Genomic DNA, 20,583 nt, shown 5'->3' on the forward strand with positions numbered 1-20,583 from the left:
AATCATATTTTATTTTCTTAAGCGTCGATAACCTGCAAACCCTAATAATCCTAGTAGCCCCCACATTCCAATTGCCCCACCACCACTTGAGGACGTATTCGTATTTTTAACTGTATTACGTAACAAGATTGTCGCTTTTTCTGACATTTTTTCATCAGCATCAAAAATCGCATAATCCATGCTGTAATTTGCCTGGCTTAAATTATTTTTTACAGTAAATGTCAGCTGTCCACCATAACAGGTCTGATTTTGATAGGTATCAGGACATGCTCCTTGTCGCTCTGCCTTCAGTGAAACTCCCGCAGGCAGCTTAACAATATGAATCGGGATCTCTTTTCCATCTTTATCTTGATAAAAAGCCGACTTTCCTGATGGTAGAGGCCCATCCCCATCATCACTATCATTTTCAAGCGGATTTACCGTCACTGTAAGATTATTCTCTGGATTAAGCCGATATTCATCATCTTTTGCAATCGGTGCAATGTTGTTAAAAGCTGCTCTTAAGAGGCCAGCACTGCTCGCACCTGTAGCCCGGTCTTTAAGGGTATAACTACAGAACTCCATATCAACCGAACTGGTCTGCTTACCATCAGTGCGATACATCATGATCCGGTTTAAATCAGGTTTCCACTCACATTTAAGATTTGGATCATTTGGATTTCCTTCCACAGTGGTCGAATTGCCTGTACCAACTAACTTACCAACACCTAAAGTTTTTACACTGACCTCATAATTTTGTGAATTTAAGGCTTTAATTTGAATCTTATCATTGGTTAGAGTTTCTTGAGGCATAGCCAAGATAAAAGGATTAATATAGATTGCACGATATTTCTGATATTGCTTGGTATATTTGAGCAAATCCTGATAACTTTTCAATTCTTCCTTTAAACCAGGAAGCTCATTTTCTGGAGTATTTTTATCAGCAATGATTTCTTCGAGATCATCTATATTCTCCTGATAAAAGTCATTGAGTTCTACCAAACTCTTATTTTGTAAGTCTGTAATATCGGCTGCAGTCAAACGTCGGATTTCAACTGAGCCGATCTCGCAAGTATTTTTTGCACTTGGATCAAATGTTAATGTGGATCCAATCACACGATCAATACCACGCTGGTCTTGTTCAATACAGCCACTCACCCCGATATCTACCAAATCCGTTGCGGTCTGATTATCACGCGGGTAATACAGCCCTAGATAGCGATTATCAATAGCAGGCTCAATATAATTTGTTAATAAACTGCTGATTATATTGTTAGAGACATCAAGATTATTTGAAGTAGTATCTTCGTCTAATTCTGGCAATACGCAACGTGATGGCCCAGTCGTTTGAATTGCATTTCGAATTGTAGAAAATTCAACACGTTGTGCCCTGGTCGGATTCCCCTGATTTAAGGCATATTCACAAGACAGGCCTTGGTTAAAGGCTAAAACATTGAAATTAAAATATCTAAAACCGGTATTGTCATAAAATAAAGTAGATTGGGCTGTATTTTCAACAATAGTATTACTTAATGCAGTTAAACTGGAGAATTTACTGAGGGGACGATTAACTTCATTCGTCATACGCACAATATGTCCTGTGGTACTTGCAGTATTCTTCGCAATAGTAGAGTTAACAATTTCTACTGTGGCATAGCCACAAAAATCAATAATACTGTTAGTAAGATCTGAACCATTTTTAACAATACTACTGGAATTAATTTTCACATTGGTTTGAGTTGTACCCAAATTTCCCTGACAGTCCATTGCCAAAACACTACCATATGAACTCGCCTGATTTTTTTGAATCAAAGAATCCTGAATGACAATATTCCTTTCCGTATTCATTGCTACACTATAAATCGCCCCACCTTCTGCAGCTGCTCGGGAATTTACTATTTCACTAGTATTAATACTTAAAGGCCCGGCTACATAAAAAGTACCACCATTCCCTTTATCCAAGGTATTTATTGCTGCATAGCCATCCTTTAAGATCAGATGATGAATTTCCAGACTGGATTGACTGGCCATACTATTAAATAATCTGGTTTTCCCCTGACCCGAAATAGTACTTTTTAAAGCCTCCCGGGTTGGATATAAAAGCGTAATCGGACTACGACTAGCATAGTTAAGCGGAGTTTTCCCATAAATTTTCAGCGCTGACTCTACGATCAGCTCTCTATCTAATTTGTACTCGCCTGCTTCAAGCTGAATCACATCTGCAGCTGAACCATCTAACCGAAGTGTACGTCCTACATTACATCCGCCATAAGATTTATCCAGTTTTGCAGTTTTAATGGCTTCTCGCAAAGAACAGGCATTATTATTCTCGCCATCTTCATCAGCAAAAGTAGTTACATATATCGTTTTATCTTCGGCTGCCATCAAACTCATGGCAGATAAAATCATGGCCGCAAGCAGTCCTTTTTTATAATTTTTCATGATTTTTCCTTAATCTTTTAATCCACGGCGTAAACCTATTAATCCGAGTAAAATCAGTAGCCCACCACCACCCCATGAGCCGCCTGAAGTTTTGACTGCTTTGTCTTCCATTTCATTTTTTGGCTCCTGAACAATTTGAGTAGTAATAGTCAAATAAGGTTTACTTTTATTAAACCGTGTCGATGAGGTCACCACTTGTAGTTCGAAAATATCTGCTCCATGCCAGGTAGAATCCGGGGTATAAACGACATTGCCATGAATATCGATGATTGTTTTACCCTTGGAAGCTGTTTTGGTTTGTACCACTTTCAAACAGCCATCTTGCCAAGGCTCCCCCGTCGGATTCTGACCAACAATGGCATTACACTGTTCTTTTGGAATTAAATCACTATCTCCCAGATAAGATTCAATTGAAAACTTGGCAATTTCACCCTTTAACAGATCTTGTCCCACCAGACTGCCTGAGATTGGTATCGTGATTTCAACAGCACCTCGATCACAAAACAGATTATCCATCAAACGGTTGATCCCGCGCTGATCTGCCGCCTCACATGCTACCGTTGGATTTGCTAAACTCAATCCTGTGCCTCTATTCACAATCAGTGATTCACTCACAAGGATATAGTTCAACAAAATTCGTGGGCGCATATAACCGAGAAATTGTCCTTTAGGAACGCTGTATGGACAAAGTATGGCATTATTATTTTCTTCTAGGGTCTGACAAGCACCTTCACTTTTATCTGAGGATTCAGCAAAAAGTCGTGTACCACTCCAGAACTGGTTCGGTGCGACGGCATCCCCTACACCACACGAGGCTGTCAGCAGATTATTTTGCGACACAGACTTGTCACCAGTGATAATTTGGCAATCCTGTGTACCATTTCTTAAAATAATACTATTCGCTACATAAGCTCTTCCATACGGTGCATGAATATTTAAAGCAGTATTTTCATTGTCAACTATGGTGAGATTATTCAATCCCATCCCGTCCATGACATTAATAAGTACACCCTTATTTTTTAGTATCGTACTACTTAATATCTCCCCACTAATACCTTGATCTTTACTGGAGTCAGCAAACTGTCCCGCACTATAAATATTGGTCGCTGAATTATCCAGTGTCTGGTTATTTTTAAGTACACTTTGATAAATGAGGAAAGCAGGTAGCTCGCTATACAGGATCCCGCCTCGTTGGGCTTTATTATTTTCGATCAGACTATTTTTAATTTGTGCACGGCTTGTTAAGTTCTGGCCAAACTTGCCAGCATTATAAATTGCCCCACCCAAGTTGGCAGCAGCATTAAATAGACGGTTATATTCTAGAATTAGCTGACCTTTATTATAAATTAGGCCACCTTGTTCAGCACAACTGGTTTTACCACAGCCTTCAAGATCCAGTTCTTTCAAATTTAACTGAACCAATGTATCTGTACTGTTGATCCGGAAAAGGTTATCGGTACCTTTCATTTGAATATGAGCATTATGCAAGCCTAATGCTTTTTCATCCGTACTGAATTCACCATCACTTTCTGCGACCGCACGAATGGTAAGAGATTTTTTAATCGCGATATGCTGGTTCAACACATAGGTATTTTTTTCTTTTAAAATAATGGTACTGGATGAGTTCTCCCCACCACACCCCATAAAACCTGCTTTAGCTAAGCCACGGTTAACATACTCAACAGCTTCTCGAAGTGAACATTCCTTGTCATCTTTTTCAATATCTTCTGTAGTGGTTACAATAATATCTGCACTATACGACTGCCCCGCTATACATAGCAAAGCTATGCCTATGCTCTTCTTGAGCATAACCTTCTCCTTAATTTTTATTTCTTTCTTTTTCTTCTAAAGTTGCAGAATCCTTGCAACAGCGAATTATTTTGCCTTACTGTGTCATAGACTGAGTAATTACTCAAGAATTTTTATGATTTACCGATATTCGTCAATCAAGGCATATATCTGCCGCAGATTGGCATTGCTAACTTTCAGCTTTTCCCCTTTAAGTAGTTGAATAATCTGCTCTAATCTTTGAAGCAGTACTGAAGTTTGATGCGGCCCATGGCTGAGTAAATAGTCAAAGATTTGAGGGTCTAAATGGATCCCACGACGATCGAGTACCGAGGAAACCAGCGCATAGCGATCAGCATACAGACTGCCACTCGGAACACGGGTACTGACCGCCTGCGTAAGACGGGATTGTAAATCTGGCAATTCAAGTTTGAGTTCGATAGGTGCAAAACGTGACGAGAACACCAACTGCCCACCACCTTCATTATTATAATTAATCAAGTGAAAGACGGCGCGTTGCCAATGAGGTACGCCACTAATCGCTTCGATATCATCGAGTGCTACCAGATCAAAACGATCCAGAGAGGTAATCGCCTCAGTGGGTGCATCTAAAAGCTCAAGCAAGGATACCTGAATTGCAGATTTGCCCACTTCCAGATAAGAGTCACAGATGGCAGACAACAAATGACTTTTACCTGTACCGGCTCCCCCATAGACATAAAAGCGGTTGATCAGGCCTGCATGTAATTGACGGACAGCATCAATGACATGCCCCCAACCCGGCCCTGAAAAATCACTGATTCGGGCATCGAGCTGAGGTTCTATATCTAACTGCAATTGACGCATACGATTTTTTGGCCTTATGAGTCTTTACGATGTGGATCGTGAATTTTACTTGAGTTCTCCTCTGCTTGCAGCGGTTTTTTCTGTGGCTTTTTCATTTCAATATCAACATCTAAGTCTGCTGTTTCAATATTGATTGAACCGGTAGATGCATCTTGTATGATAACAGCCTGATCACCATAAAATGGCGTATGTTCATAATACTCACGGATATGCCGCAGCAGTACCACAATCACGGCTGCCACTGGTAAGGCAATCAGCATACCCAAGAATCCGGCCAGTTGCGCACCTGCCAGAACTGCAAATACTACAGCTACAGGAGAAAGACCAATTTTATCACCTAGTAAGAACGGTTGTAGGATATAGCCTTCTACAGCCTGACCCACCATGAATACAATCCCCACCAGTACCAGCTGCCACCAGTCGATTCCAAATTGGAAAAAGGTTGCAATGACTGCGGCAATAATTCCAACCGCAAAACCAAGATACGGAATGATACTGCACAATCCGGCAATCATCCCGATGATCAAGCCAATCTCCAGGCCAATCAGTTGCAGTCCCACTGCATAAACCACGCCCAACAGAACCATGACCAGGAACTGACCTTTGACAAAGGCACCTAAGACACTATGACATTCACTCACAATAGTTAAGGTTGTTTTTTCATAAGGACGGGGAATCAGGCGGCGTAAGCTGTCCAGCATACGATCCCAATCCAGCAAGAAATAAAAGGCAATAATCGGAATCAGGACAATCGTGCCACCAATCTGGATAAAATTCAGGCCAGATTGTGCCAGTTTTAGCAGCATTGCCTGAATACTATCCGCACTATAATTGGTCTGGACATAGTCCATTACTACTGAGGAAATCTGGTCAGTATCGATCTCCATCGGAACCAGATTAAAGCTATCGGAAAGCCAAGGTAGGAACGTGTAATTGATCCAGTGAATCCCGGCCGGAATGCTATCACGCGCATACATCAGCTGCTGCCAGACTAGTGGCACCAGATACCACATCACCAATGTAACCACGATCCCAATCCCGATAAATACGATACTGATCGAGAGCCATCGAGCCAGCCCAATGCGGTGCAAAACATTAACCAAGGGGCTAAATAAATAAGCAATTAGAAAAGCTGCAACAAAAGGAACTACAACTGGTTTAAGCAGATATAAAACCCAAAGTATCAATGCTATACCAGCAAGTATAAGAATGCGCCGTAAAGTACGATCGACCATAGAATCTTGCCTTTTCTCTATTAATCATTCTAAAAATTAAAATATTTTAATAAAGATAGCATTTTAGGCCACAAATACCATAAGAGTTTTACATATTCAGGTTATAATCGCACCCGCGAATGCGGAGACTTCATTATGAGCAACTCAACTTCTACCCCAAACACTGGTTTAAGCTACAAAGATGCAGGTGTCGACATTGAGGCGGGCGACGCGTTAGTCGATCGTATCAAATCTGTCGCTAAGCGTACCTCACGTCCCGAAGTTATGGGCGGTCTAGGTGGCTTTGGTGCACTTTGTAAAATTCCTAAAGGTTATGAAGAACCTGTTCTCGTATCTGGCACAGATGGTGTTGGTACAAAATTACGTCTGGCACTGAATTTGAACCGTCATGACACAATTGGTCAAGACCTGGTTGCAATGTGCGTGAATGACCTTCTTGTCTGTGGTGCTGAACCACTGTTCTTCCTTGATTATTATGCAACTGGTCACTTAAATGTTGATGTTGCTGCAAATGTAGTCACTGGTATTGGCGCTGGTTGTGAACTTGCTGGCTGTGCATTAGTTGGCGGTGAAACTGCTGAAATGCCAGGCATGTATGAAGGCGAAGATTACGATCTTGCAGGTTTCTGTGTCGGTGTTGTTGAGCAAAGTAAAATTATTGATGGCTCTAAAGTCAAAGCGGGTGACGTTTTAATTGGTGTAGCTTCTTCAGGTGCGCACTCAAACGGCTACTCACTGCTTCGTAAAATCCTGGACGTGAAAAACGTTGACCTGAATCAAATCGTCGATGGCCGCCCACTTGCAGATGTTGCAATGGAACCAACACGCATTTATGTAAAACCAATTCTTGAACTGTTAAAACACGTTGATGTCCATGCGATGGCACACATCACCGGTGGTGGTTTACCAGGTAACTTGCCTCGCGTACTTCCAAACGGTGCTCAAGCGCTGGTAAATGAATCTTCTTGGGAATGGCCTGAGCTATTCAAGCTTCTACAACGTGAAGGCGGCGTAGACCAGTTTGAAATGTACCGTACTTTCAACTGTGGCGTCGGCATGGTGCTGGTTGTTGATGCTGCGGATGCAGACAAAACTGTTGAATTACTCAACCAGCTTGGTGAAAAAGCATGGGCGATGGGTCAGATTCAAGATCATGCTGAATCAGTTGCAGGTGCAGACGAAAAAATTCGTGTGATCTTTGCGTAATTTCGCATGATTAAAATTGCTGTACTTGTTTCAGGTAGTGGATCAAATCTGCAAGCCTTGATGGATGCCAATCTTTCAGGGCAAATTGTGGGCGTAATTTCCAATAAACCTGAAGCCTTTGCTTTAACGCGTGCACAACAGGCAGACATTCAGACTGCAGTTATTGAACACAAGCAATATCCGAATCGTGAAGCTTTTGATGATGTCATGCATCAACAGCTTTCGGACTGGGATGTAGATCTGGTGGTACTTGCCGGCTTTATGCGAATTTTAAGTGAAAAGTTTGTGAAAGCCTGGGAAGGGAAAATGTTGAACATTCATCCTTCCCTATTGCCTCATTATAAAGGCATGCATACGCATCAGCGTGTACTCAATACCGGTGATGTTCTGCATGGCTGTACAGTGCATTATGTTACGGCTGAGCTGGATGCAGGGCAAGCGCTTGCTCAAGGTGTTCTCAAGGTTTCTCACCACGATACGGTAGAAAGCTTGGCAACACGTGTGCATACCCTCGAACATGTGATCTATCCACAAGTTGTAGAATGGATTTGTAGCGGTACGATTCAACATACTGAAGACGGTGTGCTGTATCGAAATGAGAAAATGCAAGCGCCTGTTCAATTCTGCAAGTTCTAAAAAAATTTAGATATAAAAAAACGCATCCTCGGATGCGTTTTTTATTTTCAAAATATTTAACAACTTAGGTAGACTGCTGGTGAATCAATTGCCTTACCAAGCTCGCGACTTGATCGGGTTGTTCCAATGGGAACATATGCCCGCCATCCACTACGGTAAAAGGAATACCAAACTTCTTTTGCACTTGTTGCGGGAACTTACGGGCCAGAAATGGGCCTTTCTCGGCAACGACCAGATGCACAGGAATTTTTAGTTTTGCCTGAGGCAACCACCACAGTGACGGATTGGTTCTAAAGACTGCGACCTCATCCCTTTTAGGGATAGTGAGTTCTACTCCACCCCGGATGGGATCCTCCTGCAAGGCATAATCAATATAAGCCTGAAAACAATCTGCATCAAAATCCTGATAAAAACCTTTAGGGCGCAGCAATTCAGCGGCTTGTTCCCGTGAATCCCAATGATCTCGACGGCGTTTCGACAAACCTGCCGGAGACATTTTATCCAATGCTTTTAAACGAAAAGTTTTCGCAATATGCAAGGCAAAGGCTTCTTTGCCCATAATAATTGGCGGGTCCAGCATGATCATTTGTGAAAACAGTTCCGGGCGCTGTAAAGCGGCCTGAAACGTTAATACAGAGCCCAACGAATGTCCCAGACCAATGACAGGTCGTCCATGGGACTGGCGCACAATACTGTCAATCACTTGCTGGGTCAGGCTTTTCCAATGATTATCAACCGGGTAACGCTTGTCTGGCCCCAAAAGCGGTACATAGATAATATCGTAATCATCTTGCAATCCATCAAACAGCTTTTGATAGACTTTGGATGGCACGCCATTGGCGTGCGCGAAATGAATCAGTGGTTTCATTGCAGTGTTGTACTATTTTCTGACTGAAGCTTCTGTGCAACCGAAGAAGCAATTCCATCCCCAATCGATGAACCCATACGACCCAACACGGATTCAAATGGACTATATTCAATGGTGTAATTCAACGCTTTTTCAGTTTTCAGTTCACGTTTTAGAGTATTTAAGCTACCGATACGATCCGCAATCCCTAATTTCACCGCCTGATCACCGGTCCAGAACAAGCCAGAGAAAATGGCAGGATCATTGGATTTCAATTTATTGCCACGTCCTTGTTTAACTGCATTAATAAAGTGACCATGCACATTATCCAGCACACCCTGTACATGAGCTTTTTGCGCAGGATCAACTGGCTGAGTCATCGACAACAAAGCTTTATTTTCACCTGAGGTCATGGTGCGATCTTCAACACCTAATTTTTGCAGCAGATTATTCACACCATAATTCGGCATGATCACCCCAATTGAACCGACCAGACTCGATGGATTGACAATAATTTCGTCCGCAGCTGAAGCAATATAATAAGCACCTGAAGCACCTGTATCGCCAATCACGGCATACAGTTTTTTCCCAGAATGCTGTTTTTTCAGATACTGAATTTCCTGCCAGATTTCATCCGACTGTACCGGTGAACCGCCAGGTGAGTTAATATTTAGCACTACAGCTTTACTTTGTTTATTTTCAAAGGCTTTTTTCAATGATTTGATGGTATTGCTACTGTTGACACTCTGCTTGTCAGCAGCAATCGTCCCCACAATATCCACGACTGCGATATGAGAACTTGCAGCAGTACTGGCATCTGAAGAAACGGAACTACAGCTTTTGCCTAGCGCCAAAATAACGACAAGCAGATAAGCAAAAGTCAGAAATTTAAAGAAAATTCCCCAACGGCGTGCACGGCGCTGTTCTTCTACCGAAGCTAAAACTGCTTTTTCAAGCAATTTCCATTCCGGACCAGTCGGTTGAACTGGCTGTTGCGTATTTTGTATTTGATTTTCAGGTTTTGGTGGCCAATCGGACATAAATAATCCAATAAATTGATTTATATTGAACCCATTATATACACTGAATCGGGTAATTCTGTCTAAACAAAACGTTTTCGCCTATAATAAATTTTGTTCTCTTTTTTTGTACTTAGACGAAATCAATGACGAAACAGGGCTCACGGAATTCAGCTTACGGTTTACTCAAATACATTAGCCGCCAACCGCTTCCGGTTTCTCGCTGGATGGCCCGTATTCTGGCCTTTATTGTGAACAGTTTTAAAGTCACTAAAACTTCGGAAGTCATTCGCCTAAATCTTGAAATCAGTCTTTCAGAACTGTCCGGTCAGGAACGTGAAAAGATTAACCGTGCTGCGGTTCGCAATGAATTAATGTCATATTTCGAGTTCTTTACTATTTGGGGCTCAAGCAATCAGAAAAATCTTAAACGCGTTCATCGCGTTATTGGCGAAGATCTACTTCATGATGCCCTTGCACAAAATAAAGGTCTGGTTTTAATTGTGCCGCATTTTGGTACCTGGGAAATCATGAATGCCTATATCGCCCAGTTCACCTCAATGACCATTATGTACAAACCTGTGAAAAATCAGACTGCAGATCAATTTGTACGGGCCGCCCGTAGTCGTGAACAAGCGCATCTGGTGCCGACCGATGAATCTGGCGTTCGTCAGATTTTTAAGGCTCTAAAACAAGGCGGTACTACAGTCATTCTTCCTGATCATACCCCGAATATTGGTGGTGAATATATTCCTTATTTCGGTGTTCCTCTGGCCACGAGTAATTTGAGTGCCAAGCTGATTCAAAAGACCAAAGCGCGTGCCCTGTTTTTATATGCTCTACGTAATACTAAAGATGGATTCGATATCTTTATCGAAACCGTTGATGAAAAAATTTATAGTGGCAATGCCAATCAGGGTACTCAAGTCATTATCAATAGTATTGAAAATTTAATTCGTCGCCATCCGGAACATTATCACTGGAGTTATAAACGCTTTAATGCGCATCAAGACTTGGGAAATCTCTATAAACTTGAACATGAACAAGCCTTGGGCAAAGTAAATGCATTAAGAACTCAAGAACTACATGAAGTTTCGCCCCTATTGGAATCAGTGACTTAAAGGCTGACGATACAACCACCGCCATTCATGCCGTTCGGCAGAAAGCACCAATTTTGAGCCTTGTTGCTGGAAGTGCACACTCCCCTGTTCTGCCGTGGTCAATAAGGGAATATTAAGGGCTTTCAACCGTTGCTGCGTCAGTTGGCTCGGGTGGCCATAACGGTTAAATTTCCCAGCCGAGGCAATCGCCAATTTAGGCTGTAAAACTTCTAAAAATTGATAGGCTGAACTGTGCTGACTACCATGGTGTCCAAGCACCAGCACATCGACTTTCAGTTCCGGATAATCTTGGAGCAGCTGGTATTCAGTTTCCCAGCCCGCATCGCCCATCAGTAAAAAGTTTTGATACGGTCCGGCATTTTTGATTTGCAGATATACCACACAAGAGCGGTCATTTTTATTGAAGTTTGGCATATTTAACTGCTGCTGCCGAGGTGCCAGAATTTTAAAGTTAATCGTCTCAGACCATTGCCATTGCTGTCCTGCATAACAAAACTGAAAGCTTGAAGAAGCAGCTGTTTCAGGCATCTGATTGGATGACACTTGTCGGATGTTTAGTTGATCTTTAATGCTGTGATATGCACCGCTATGGTCCTGATCCAGATGGGTCAAAATCAGTTGATCCAGTTCCCCAACACCTTGCACAGATAGAAACGGCCTAATCACTTGTCGACCAATACTGAATTTTTCTTCATTATAATAACCACCCATGTCGATCATCATGCTGTGTTGCCCGTCACGAATAAAGATGGCCTGTCCCTGCCCGACATCCAGAACAGACAGCTGAAATGCATGCTGATTAAGTTGCGGAATGCACAGTGGTACACAGGCAAGTGCGATCCAGCTTTTGGGCACTAAGCCCCGCGGCAAAAAGACAATTAACAAGCCCAATATGCATAGACCCATCATCCAGACATTCATGGCCACCGGAATCAGTTGTGGCGCAAACAGCCGATCAAGCAGATCTAGAAATGCCAGCAGTATATGAATAAAAATATCATTGAGCTGAAACAGCAGACTCGAAAGTGGTTCAGAGATGAAAAATAATAAAGCCGCCAGAATATCTACGGGAACTATCAGCAGGCCAATCCACGGGATGGCTACCAGGTTGCTTAGCGGGGTAATCCAAGCCACCTGCTTAAAAAACAGCATCATTAAGGGAAACAGGGCCAGAAAAATTTTCCACTGCGACTCCACTAAAACTTTCATTGCAAAATACAGCAGTTGTAATGCTGTTTGTATTGTTTGATTCGGTTGCTGCTGAATGGTTTGATAGATTCGCAGCAAGACAAAACAGGCTCCATAAGACAGCCAGAATGCGGCCGACAAAATGCTAAAAGGATCAAAGAGCAATAATAAGGCAGCACTTAAAATCAGCAGTTTTAATGGCTGCACACTTTGCCTGAGCAGCAAGGTTAAAGTTACAATCACACAAATCAGTAAAGTGCGTAGCGCCGGAATCTCAAAACCGACAAAGGCACAATACAGTAATACACATAACAAAAAAGGCAGACTCAAAAAATACTGCCTTGGCCATTTCAGATAAATCTGCGGTGCGTACCTTGAAATCAGATATTGCAAGGTGCCACAGACGATAAAGGCAAAGATCAGGACATGCGGTCCGGAAATCGCCAGCAAATGACTCATGCCAAAACGCTGGAATTGCTGTTCCGTCGCTTGATCCAAGAGACTTTCATCACCACTTAATAGAGCCAGTAACAAGCCTTTCTGCTGTACGGGTTGTCTGGCCACAAACTCTCTTAAGGTCAGTCGCTGCTGTTCTACCCAAAGCAAAAATCGCTGATTCAAATTTTTCTGCTGACGTAGATATTTAGCATGACCTAGTGCATAGAGTTGTTGCGGTTGCAACTCTTGGATATGTTTAATCCTAAACCCGGCCATAACATTTTGCTGCAAGGCCCATTTTTCTGCATCAAAAGCACCCGGTGTCGCATAACTATGGTTAGGTCGAATCTGGCCTTGTAATAAATAATAGTGTCCCAGTTCAAGAGTCTGCTGTTTGGTTACATCATTTCCTAAACTGGATATGACAGGATCTGAAACTGGCAGAAAACCCATCCACTTAACTGTAGTGCCATCAGGGTTAAGCACATGCAGGGCTTGCTGGATATTCTGATCGCCCAGTTTATTCAGCTCTTTGATATAGACTACGATTTTTTTTTCAGAGACCTCGTGCTCTCGTTTGGATAAACGTTCAGCCAATTGCAGATTGGCATAAGCATGACCTAAAAAAACTCCCAAAAGCAGGCTTGATCCAGTGATCAACAAGCTTCGCAGCGGTGTATTCGAAATGAACTTTAATTTATGGCAACCCATATACCACAACAGCGCAACGATCAAAACTACCGTCCCGCTCAGTTGAACAGACAGGAAACTTTTCCCCATACAGGCAAGGCCTAAAATCCAGCCGATACACAGCCACTGCAACATTGAATCTTATTCTTTATTATTATTTTGCCCAATAATAAAGCCCACCGGAGTGAGCTTCAATCAAATGCGAATATTCTCGTTATTTATGGTTCGATCCAGAGACCATCCTGCATGTGTAAAATTCGGTCTGCAGCATGGGCCAGTTGTTCATCATGGGTCACAATCAGCATCGCCATATTGAACTCACGTTGTAATTCGGTCAGCAGTTCAAAAATCTTTGCTGCAGTCTTACGATCCAGATTTCCGGTCGGTTCATCGGCCATCATCAGTTTAGGTTTACCGACCACTGCACGCGCCAAAGCTACACGCTGACGCTCACCTCCGGATAATTCACCCGGCTTGTGAGTCAGACGATGCGAAAGACCAACACGTTCCAGCAAATATTCGGCCTGCTGTTTGGCTTCCTTGAATTTCATGTTGTCGCGTAACATCAGTGGCATGGCCACATTTTCCAGTGCCGTAAATTCTGGCAACAGGTGATGAAACTGATAAACAAAGCCCAAATGCTCATTCCGCACATAACCGCGTTCTGCTTCAGACAAGGTATCAAAACGGCGGCCATTCACCATGACCTGACCTGACGTCGGGCGATCCAATCCACCCAAAACATGTAATAAGGTACTTTTGCCTGAACCACTTGAACCTACAATCGAAACAAACTCACCTGCTTTTACCTGTAGCGACAAGCCGCGAATCACATCGACAGTGGCCTTGCCATCGGTAAAGGATTTGTGAATATTCTGGGCATCTAAAATCAGATTACTCATAACGCAAAGCCTCTGCCGGTTGAATTTTTGCTGCACGTAAAGCCGGATAAATTGTCGCGACAAAACTGAGTGCCAGTGACAAGCCTACAATCACCAAAACATCTTGCCAGCGCAGATACGAAGGTAAGTAGTTAATAAAATAGGCATCAAACATATTCAGGCCTAAAGTATTGTTGAGCCAGCCAATAAAGCTACTGATACTGGTTGCCGCAATAATCCCGAGGATGGCCCCTGCACAAGTTCCAATCACCCCAATCACGGTACCTTGCACCATAAAGATTTTGGTAATGGTGGCAGGTGAAGCCCCCAAAGTCCTTAAAATGGCAATGTCCGATTTTTTATCCGTCACCACCATCACCAGTGAAGACACAATATTAAATGCCGCGACTAGAACGATCAGGAATAAAAGCAGGCTGACCATGGCTTTTTCCATCTGAATCGCGCTGAACAGATTACCATGGGTATAAGTCCAGTCCGAAGCATAGAAATTCCCCGGCAAATCACGCACAATTTCCTGAGACACTTGTGGTGCCAGGAAAATATCATCCAGCTTCATACGCACACCCTGCGCACCATCCGGTAGACGCAGCAAGGTCGAGGCATCATTTAAAGCGATATAACCCATCATCGAGTCAACTTCAGCACCAATACTGAAGATTCCCACGACTTTAAAACGCTTAAAACGTGGGACGACACCGGCTGGTGATGGGGTGGCTTCTGGCAAAACCAGAGTAATATTGTCATTTAAACCCACACCCATGGCATCGGTCATTTGCTTGCCCAAAACAATACCAAATTCACCTTTTTTCAGGCTGTCGATACTGCCCTCAACCATATGGTTTTGTATAATTGAAACTTTTTTCTCATACTCGGGTTCAATCCCGCTGACCATAATGCCGGCGACCTGACCCTGTGCGGTCAGCATGCCTTGTAATTGAGTAAAAGGTGCGACTCCCTGGACATGTTCATGCCCTTCAATTTGCTTTGCAAGTTCCGGCCAATTTGTTAAAATTTGTGTTGAGGAAACAGTCGCTTGAGGTATCATTCCTAAGACACGATTCTTTAACTCTCGGTCAAAACCGTTCATCACAGACAACACTGTAATGAGGACTGCCACACCGAGTGTGAGGCCGATCATTGAGACCAACGCGATAAAAGAAATGAAGTGGTTACTACGCCGTGCGCGAGTATATTTCAACCCTATATACAGCGAGATTGGTTTGAACATAACCATCTAGTCCGAGGTAATAAATTATGGAAAATGTACAGCATCCAAACGGATTTGCGGAAAGACGCGTCATGTCTCGAATCGATGCTGCCTTACGAATTAATTATCAGATTATTTCCGATGATGTTGCCTTGAATGATCCTTACGATCCTAACTTCGTGTTGCCCCGCTATTTTCTACTACTTGCAGAACTAGATCAATTTGATCATGCGGTTAACTACGAATTAGAACAATTATCTGAAAAAGATCAACAAATTGCTCGAATCTTATCCTTATTCAACCAAAAATTAAACCTTATTACCGGTTCTTTGTATGACGCAATTGTACAAAGCATGTTACCTGTACCGGAACAGGTGAACTTTTCAGAAACCGGTTTTAGCTTCTTTAATGAGCGTCCTATCGCTGAAGGCACTTATCTGCACGTAACTTTGAGTCATCCGGAAAATTTCTTCCATATTGCAGCAACTGCTCAGGTGGCCTATAGTCGTGAAGAAGAAAATGGTAAATATCGGACAGGTGCGTATTTTATTACCATGCATCCACAGGACCGTGTCAAACTGGGTGAATGTGTTAAGGCTCGCTTTGCCTAAATCACTGCGTTAATCAATTTCTATTCAGTACCGGTGGATGATGAAAGGCGAGCGTTATAGCTCGCTTTAATTTCTCTGGAAAAATATAATAACAAACCAGCCAGTAAGATAATGACGCCAAAGACTGCTCCACCCGATAATTTTTCATCATTCAGAATCACCCCGACAAATAAGGCCAGCATCGGCGTCAATACGGTGGTCAATGACAAAGTGGTCGCCTTGATTTTCTGCACCAGTTTAAAATAACAGAACATCGCAATCAGGGAAGCCATGATTACAGCATAACTGAGTCCAATTAGCGATTTTGCCTGTGGGATCTGGGTTGGTGCAAATTGCCAGATAAATGGCAACATGGTACAGGCCATGACCGCTGAAACAGCAATAGAACCGGCCGCTTGTGCCATAGGTTCGAGAGGTGCATTAACTTTTTTCACCCAGAACATCGAAACACAGTAAATAAAAACACTGAGCAACATCAGGCCTATGCCAATCGGCTGAATATGCTGATCTTTGCCACCGACACAGATAATGCCCAGACCCAGCAAGGCAATCGCCATACCACCCCACTGCGAAGGATAGAGCTTAAGCTGAAATACAAAACGGCCAATTAAACCGGTAATAATCGGCGCCAGTCCGAACATCAGCGCGATAATGCCTGAACTCAGATAATCCGTGGCCAGATAGGTGAAAATCTGTGAGCCGATAAAACTGCATGCGCCAGCCAGATAACTGTGCATGGATAATTTATCTAAGGGAAAATGGGTTTTAAACAGCCACAACAAGGCAAATGCAAAAGGCAAAGCCAGAAAGAAGCGCAATGCCAAAGCCCAGAGCGGATGTAAATCCGTCACACTCCAGACAATCGCCAGCGGTGTCGTCGCCCAGATAAAAACCAATAAAAGATAGGTGGCAATCATATTGGTTTGTGTGGGCATGCGAGTCACTCTGAATAAGGCTTAAAGCGCGGAAGTTTTACGTTTTTGTTTTTGGATGGTCTGATCGAGTGCGCTGGAAAATTCGCGTTTATCCCGTTCTGAAATCGGGGGTGGCCCGCCCGTTTGCACACCTGCACCGCGTAAGCTGTCCATAAAGTCGCGCAGGTGTAAGCGCGCTTTGACATTGGCCGTAGTATAAACTTCACCACGGGGATGAATCGCAATCCCGCCTTTTTCAATCACTTCCGCAGCCAAGGGAATATCTTGGGTCATGACAATATCATGCTCTTTCATGCGCAGAATAATTTCTTTATCTGCAGCATCCGCCCCACTCATCACCTGAATTGAATTAATTCTGACCGAAGGTGTGATTCCGACTGGCTGGTTGGCAACAAAAGTGACTTCCAGCTGATAGCGATCCGAAGCACGAATAATCACATCTCGCAGCATACGGGGCAATGCATCGGCATCGACCCAAAGTTTGAATGGCAACACAGGGCTTCCCATTAAGGTATAAATCATGGTTATTCTAGCAAATTGCAGTGATCAGGTTGATGATTAAATCGCTCCATTTTCATTGCATCTGTCATCAGTATTTTAAATAAGTATGTGCCCGGTAAAACTGGCGTGATTCACGCTAGAAAAAAAATTGACTTCATTTGACTGGCATTTTAATTTTAAAATTCATTCGATTGACTTGAAAAATCGCAATGACCCTCGATTAACTATAAATACATCATCCAAGATCAATTGTGCATATGAAAAATCAGAATAGCCCAGAGATCATCACCATTGATGATCAAAATTTCGGTAGTCATGTCGAACACTGGACCTTGCTCACCGACAACCCTGGCACAGATGTACCACAGTGGTTAGGCAAAGCTCTTGATGAACCAATCATGCCGATGGGCCTTTGTACACAAGAATGTGATATGGATGCAGAGACTTGGCTGATTCAGGGACCGAGCAAAGCTGCGGTACAGTTGAGTCAAGTGATTGCCGTTGAAAACAACAAACCTCAAGCGGTAAAAACTGCATTTCCGTGCTTTGACAGTCCTTATCAGGTGAAAGCCACGATTGACCGGATTATTAGCTGTAAATCCAATACTCAGGCTGTATTGCGCTTGAATCTGGGTGCTAACAATATTATTTACGCTTTCGATAGCCTGTATAGCGTCAATCACCCGCATTATGAAAAAGGCCAGTCCTATGTGGTGAATCTGAATGGCTGGGCCTATGAACTTGAAGCGGTCGCAGATCATGAGCATCTGGTGGTTGATGATCCGGCTTCGATCAAGCACCACCGTGCCTTGAATGATATTCTGGCTGCCAATAATGGGGTAGCTCCGGACAATTTGCAGGAACAGATTGATGCTTGGCAGCCGCAGTCTGAAGAAGATAAAGAACCTGTAACCGTAGATTTTTCTAAAATGGTGGCCTATTTATACGGCGAAACCATGGGTCAGGAAGATGAAGCCTGGTTTCAAGGCAATATTGTCGGTAAAACGACTATGCAGTTTATGGGTCAGGACTACACTCTGTATGATGTCACCCTCATTCATGATGAAGGCCAGCCTGCGACCTTGATCCGGATTGCAACGCGGAATGACCAGTACAAAGACTTCCAGATTGGCCAGTATATTCGTGGCAACTTGTGGATTCAGGCCAATATTTATAGAAAAGTGTCTTAAGTTCAAACATATAAAGAAGATATTCATTTTGATGGGTATCTTCTTTTAATCCATCTATCTTCTTATTTGTCATTTTAATTTTTGATTATTTTTTATACATATTTTCTGGCTTAATAATCTATTTAAATTCATTAAAAACCGAGTTATCCACATTTCTAAATTCAAATAACTTCATTTTAAATATTTAAAATAACCTTAAAAATCTTGTAAAAATAAGCGTTTGATTTCTCATATAAATAATCTGTTGTCGTGCAAATCTAATATTTAAATAAAATGAAAATTTATGCTCTTTAATCAAAAATGTACTTTATTTAATCAATTTTTTATGATAAAAATACTCACAACAAATTAGTATTAACGATAAATAGATCGGACAATAAATATCTATGAAAATCGTGCAAGAAGAAACATTACAACAGGTCGAGCATCATCTTAGCTCCCGCTATAATATTGATATGATGTCCTGCCTTTTTTTCATGTTGGGGATGCTGATCTGCGGATTCATCCTGCATACTTTTATTTTCTAAAATTATTGTATTCATAAAAAACCCAGCTTGTGCTGGGTTTTTTCGTTTCAGGAATTAACCATTGCGTTTGGCAAAGTCATCCATAAAGTTCACCAATGCCTGCACGCCCTCTAAAGGCACGGCATTATAAATACTTGCGCGCATACCGCCAACCGAACGGTGACCAGCAAGATTCAATAAATGCTGCGCTTCAGCTTCTTTCAGGAACTGTTTCTCAAGATCTGCATTGGCCAAAGTAAATGGTACGTTCATGATCGAACGGTTTGCTTTTGCAATCGGATTCGCATAGAAATCGCTTTGATCGATATAACCATAAAGTAAGTTAGCTTTCTCAAGGTTCACTTTGTGCATGGCATCTACACCGCCATTTTCCAGCAACCACTCAAATACTAAGCCAGATAAGTACCATGCATAAGTTGATGGTGTGTTGACCATTGAGCCATTTTTCGCTTGATCTGAATATTTCAAGATGCTTGGAATTTCAGGTTTGGCTTGATCAAGTAAATCTTCACGAATAATTACCAGCGTCAAACCAGCAGGACCAATATTTTTTTGCGCACCCGCATAGATCAGGCCAAATTTAGAGACATCTAAGGGTGCAGATAAAATGCTTGATGAATAGTCGCACACTAATGGCTTATCTGTTTCAGGAATTGAAGCAAATTGCAGACCGCCAATGGTTTCATTATCGGCATAATGTACATAGGCTGCATCCGCAGACAGGTTCCATTCGCTTTGTGCACTGATCGCATATTTACCATCAATTTGGATACCTGCTTTTACAACATTGATATCGCCATAACGTTGCGCTTCTTTCAAGGCTTTTTCAGACCAGATGCCGGTATCGATATAGTCTGCTTTGTTGTTTTTGCCAAGCAGGTTCAATGGAATTGCCGAGAACTGTAATGATGCCCCACCCTGCAAGAACAATACTTTGTAGTTCTCAGGAATATTCATGAGTTTACGTAAGTCTGCTTCCGCTTTTTCAGCCATGGCAACATAGTCGGCACTACGGTGGCTCATTTCCATGATCGAAAGACCTTTGCCGTGCCAGTCAAGCATTTCAGCTTGAGCTTTTTCAAGTACGGCAGTCGGTAATGCAGCAGGACCAGCACAGAAGTTGTACGCGCGCATGATTTTTCCTTTCAGAGTGAAACACAATAAAATGATGGCATTTAACCATATCTGGCAGGGTCTTGCACAAAATTATTTCAATCTATGAGTCAAGATAGAGTCAAAAAATCAATGTAGATTCACAAGATAAATTGACCAGTA

18 protein-coding genes are annotated in these 20,583 nt (G+C 42.5%); 5 read left to right on the plus strand and 13 right to left on the minus strand.

Annotated features, from left to right (window positions below):
- Window positions 1–9: 9 nt before the first annotated feature.
- The 4 genes from NI465_RS01930 to cxpE form a co-directional block, all read right to left on the minus strand.
- Complete coding sequence (locus NI465_RS01930) at window positions 10–2,421, minus strand: CSLREA domain-containing protein (protein ID WP_253144119.1); 2,412 nt, start codon at window positions 2,419–2,421, stop codon at window positions 10–12.
- Between the two features lie 9 nt (window positions 2,422–2,430).
- The gene (gene rbtA / locus NI465_RS01935; protein ID WP_253144122.1) at window positions 2,431–4,230 is read right to left on the minus strand and encodes a rhombotarget A; all 1,800 of its coding nucleotides are present in this window, start codon (window positions 4,228–4,230) and stop codon (window positions 2,431–2,433) included.
- Window positions 4,231–4,350: 120 nt separating this feature from the next.
- Window positions 4,351–5,055, minus strand: a complete 705-nt coding sequence (gene hda / locus NI465_RS01940) for a DnaA regulatory inactivator Hda (protein ID WP_005103862.1) — start codon at window positions 5,053–5,055, stop codon at window positions 4,351–4,353.
- A gap of 14 nt (window positions 5,056–5,069) precedes the next feature.
- Window positions 5,070–6,290 carry a chloramphenicol efflux transporter CxpE gene (gene cxpE, locus NI465_RS01945; protein ID WP_184412313.1) on the minus strand — a complete coding sequence of 407 codons (1,221 nt, stop codon included), beginning with the start codon at window positions 6,288–6,290 and terminating at the stop codon, window positions 5,070–5,072.
- Between the two features lie 135 nt (window positions 6,291–6,425).
- On the opposite strand from cxpE, the gene purM reads away from it, so the two are divergent.
- Together purM and purN are read left to right on the plus strand one after the other, a co-directional pair.
- Window positions 6,426–7,496: a phosphoribosylformylglycinamidine cyclo-ligase gene (gene purM, locus NI465_RS01950; RefSeq protein WP_219308820.1), complete on the plus strand. Its 1,071-nt coding sequence runs from the start codon at window positions 6,426–6,428 to the stop codon at window positions 7,494–7,496.
- Between the two features lie 6 nt (window positions 7,497–7,502).
- Window positions 7,503–8,132 (plus strand): phosphoribosylglycinamide formyltransferase, encoded by a 630-nt coding sequence (gene purN / locus NI465_RS01955; RefSeq protein WP_253144124.1) that lies wholly within the window; start codon window positions 7,503–7,505, stop codon window positions 8,130–8,132.
- A 64-nt stretch (window positions 8,133–8,196) separates the two neighbouring features.
- On the opposite strand, the gene NI465_RS01960 is transcribed toward purN, so the two are convergent.
- A complete protein-coding gene (locus NI465_RS01960) occupies window positions 8,197–9,000 on the minus strand; it encodes an alpha/beta fold hydrolase (RefSeq protein WP_253144126.1) in 804 nt (267 codons plus the stop codon).
- On the minus strand, window positions 8,997–10,019 hold the full coding sequence (gene sppA / locus NI465_RS01965) for a signal peptide peptidase SppA (RefSeq protein ID WP_129717034.1): 1,023 nt from the start codon (window positions 10,017–10,019) through the stop codon (window positions 8,997–8,999). The genes NI465_RS01960 and sppA overlap by 4 nt, the downstream gene beginning before the upstream one ends.
- Before the next feature lie 125 nt (window positions 10,020–10,144).
- On the opposite strand from sppA, the gene NI465_RS01970 reads away from it, so the two are divergent.
- Complete coding sequence (locus NI465_RS01970) at window positions 10,145–11,119, plus strand: lysophospholipid acyltransferase family protein (RefSeq protein WP_253144128.1); 975 nt, start codon at window positions 10,145–10,147, stop codon at window positions 11,117–11,119.
- Here the strand turns inward: NI465_RS01970 and NI465_RS01975 are convergent.
- The 3 genes from NI465_RS01975 to NI465_RS01985 all read right to left on the minus strand — a co-directional run bounded on the left by NI465_RS01975 (window position 11,108) and on the right by NI465_RS01985 (window position 15,565).
- Window positions 11,108–13,570, minus strand: a complete 2,463-nt coding sequence (locus NI465_RS01975; protein ID WP_253144130.1) for a DNA internalization-related competence protein ComEC/Rec2 — start codon at window positions 13,568–13,570, stop codon at window positions 11,108–11,110. The two genes, NI465_RS01970 and NI465_RS01975, sit on opposite strands and share 12 nt — an antisense overlap.
- Window positions 13,571–13,653: 83 nt before the next feature.
- Window positions 13,654–14,337 carry a lipoprotein-releasing ABC transporter ATP-binding protein LolD gene (lolD, locus tag NI465_RS01980; protein WP_004645694.1) on the minus strand — a complete coding sequence of 228 codons (684 nt, stop codon included), beginning with the start codon at window positions 14,335–14,337 and terminating at the stop codon, window positions 13,654–13,656.
- Window positions 14,330–15,565, minus strand: a complete 1,236-nt coding sequence (locus NI465_RS01985) for a lipoprotein-releasing ABC transporter permease subunit (protein ID WP_004645695.1) — start codon at window positions 15,563–15,565, stop codon at window positions 14,330–14,332. Before NI465_RS01985 ends, lolD begins: the two co-directional genes overlap by 8 nt.
- Before the next feature lie 26 nt (window positions 15,566–15,591).
- Here NI465_RS01985 and NI465_RS01990 point away from each other — a divergent pair, with 26 nt between their 5' ends.
- On the plus strand, window positions 15,592–16,155 hold the full coding sequence (locus tag NI465_RS01990) for a PilZ domain-containing protein (RefSeq protein ID WP_253144132.1): 564 nt from the start codon (window positions 15,592–15,594) through the stop codon (window positions 16,153–16,155).
- Window positions 16,156–16,175: 20 nt separating this feature from the next.
- On the opposite strand, the gene NI465_RS01995 is transcribed toward NI465_RS01990, so the two are convergent.
- On the minus strand, window positions 16,176–17,090 hold the full coding sequence (locus tag NI465_RS01995) for a DMT family transporter (protein WP_253144134.1): 915 nt from the start codon (window positions 17,088–17,090) through the stop codon (window positions 16,176–16,178).
- Between the two features lie 21 nt (window positions 17,091–17,111).
- Window positions 17,112–17,597: a YaiI/YqxD family protein gene (locus tag NI465_RS02000; protein WP_253144322.1), complete on the minus strand. Its 486-nt coding sequence runs from the start codon at window positions 17,595–17,597 to the stop codon at window positions 17,112–17,114.
- A gap of 251 nt (window positions 17,598–17,848) precedes the next feature.
- On the opposite strand from NI465_RS02000, the gene NI465_RS02005 reads away from it, so the two are divergent.
- Window positions 17,849–18,781: a hypothetical protein gene (locus tag NI465_RS02005; RefSeq protein WP_253144136.1), complete on the plus strand. Its 933-nt coding sequence runs from the start codon at window positions 17,849–17,851 to the stop codon at window positions 18,779–18,781.
- A gap of 410 nt (window positions 18,782–19,191) precedes the next feature.
- Here NI465_RS02005 and NI465_RS16685 read toward each other — a convergent pair whose 3' ends face one another.
- Complete coding sequence (locus NI465_RS16685; protein WP_005103875.1) at window positions 19,192–19,323, minus strand: hypothetical protein; 132 nt, start codon at window positions 19,321–19,323, stop codon at window positions 19,192–19,194.
- 39 nt (window positions 19,324–19,362) lie between these two features.
- Window positions 19,363–20,442 (minus strand): 3-phosphoserine/phosphohydroxythreonine transaminase, encoded by a 1,080-nt coding sequence (gene serC / locus NI465_RS02010; protein WP_168730842.1) that lies wholly within the window; start codon window positions 20,440–20,442, stop codon window positions 19,363–19,365.
- Between the last annotated feature and the right edge of the window lie 141 nt (window positions 20,443–20,583).

The sequence above is a fragment of the Acinetobacter lwoffii genome, from assembly GCF_024129855.1.
Classification (GTDB): domain Bacteria; phylum Pseudomonadota; class Gammaproteobacteria; order Pseudomonadales; family Moraxellaceae; genus Acinetobacter; species Acinetobacter lwoffii_L.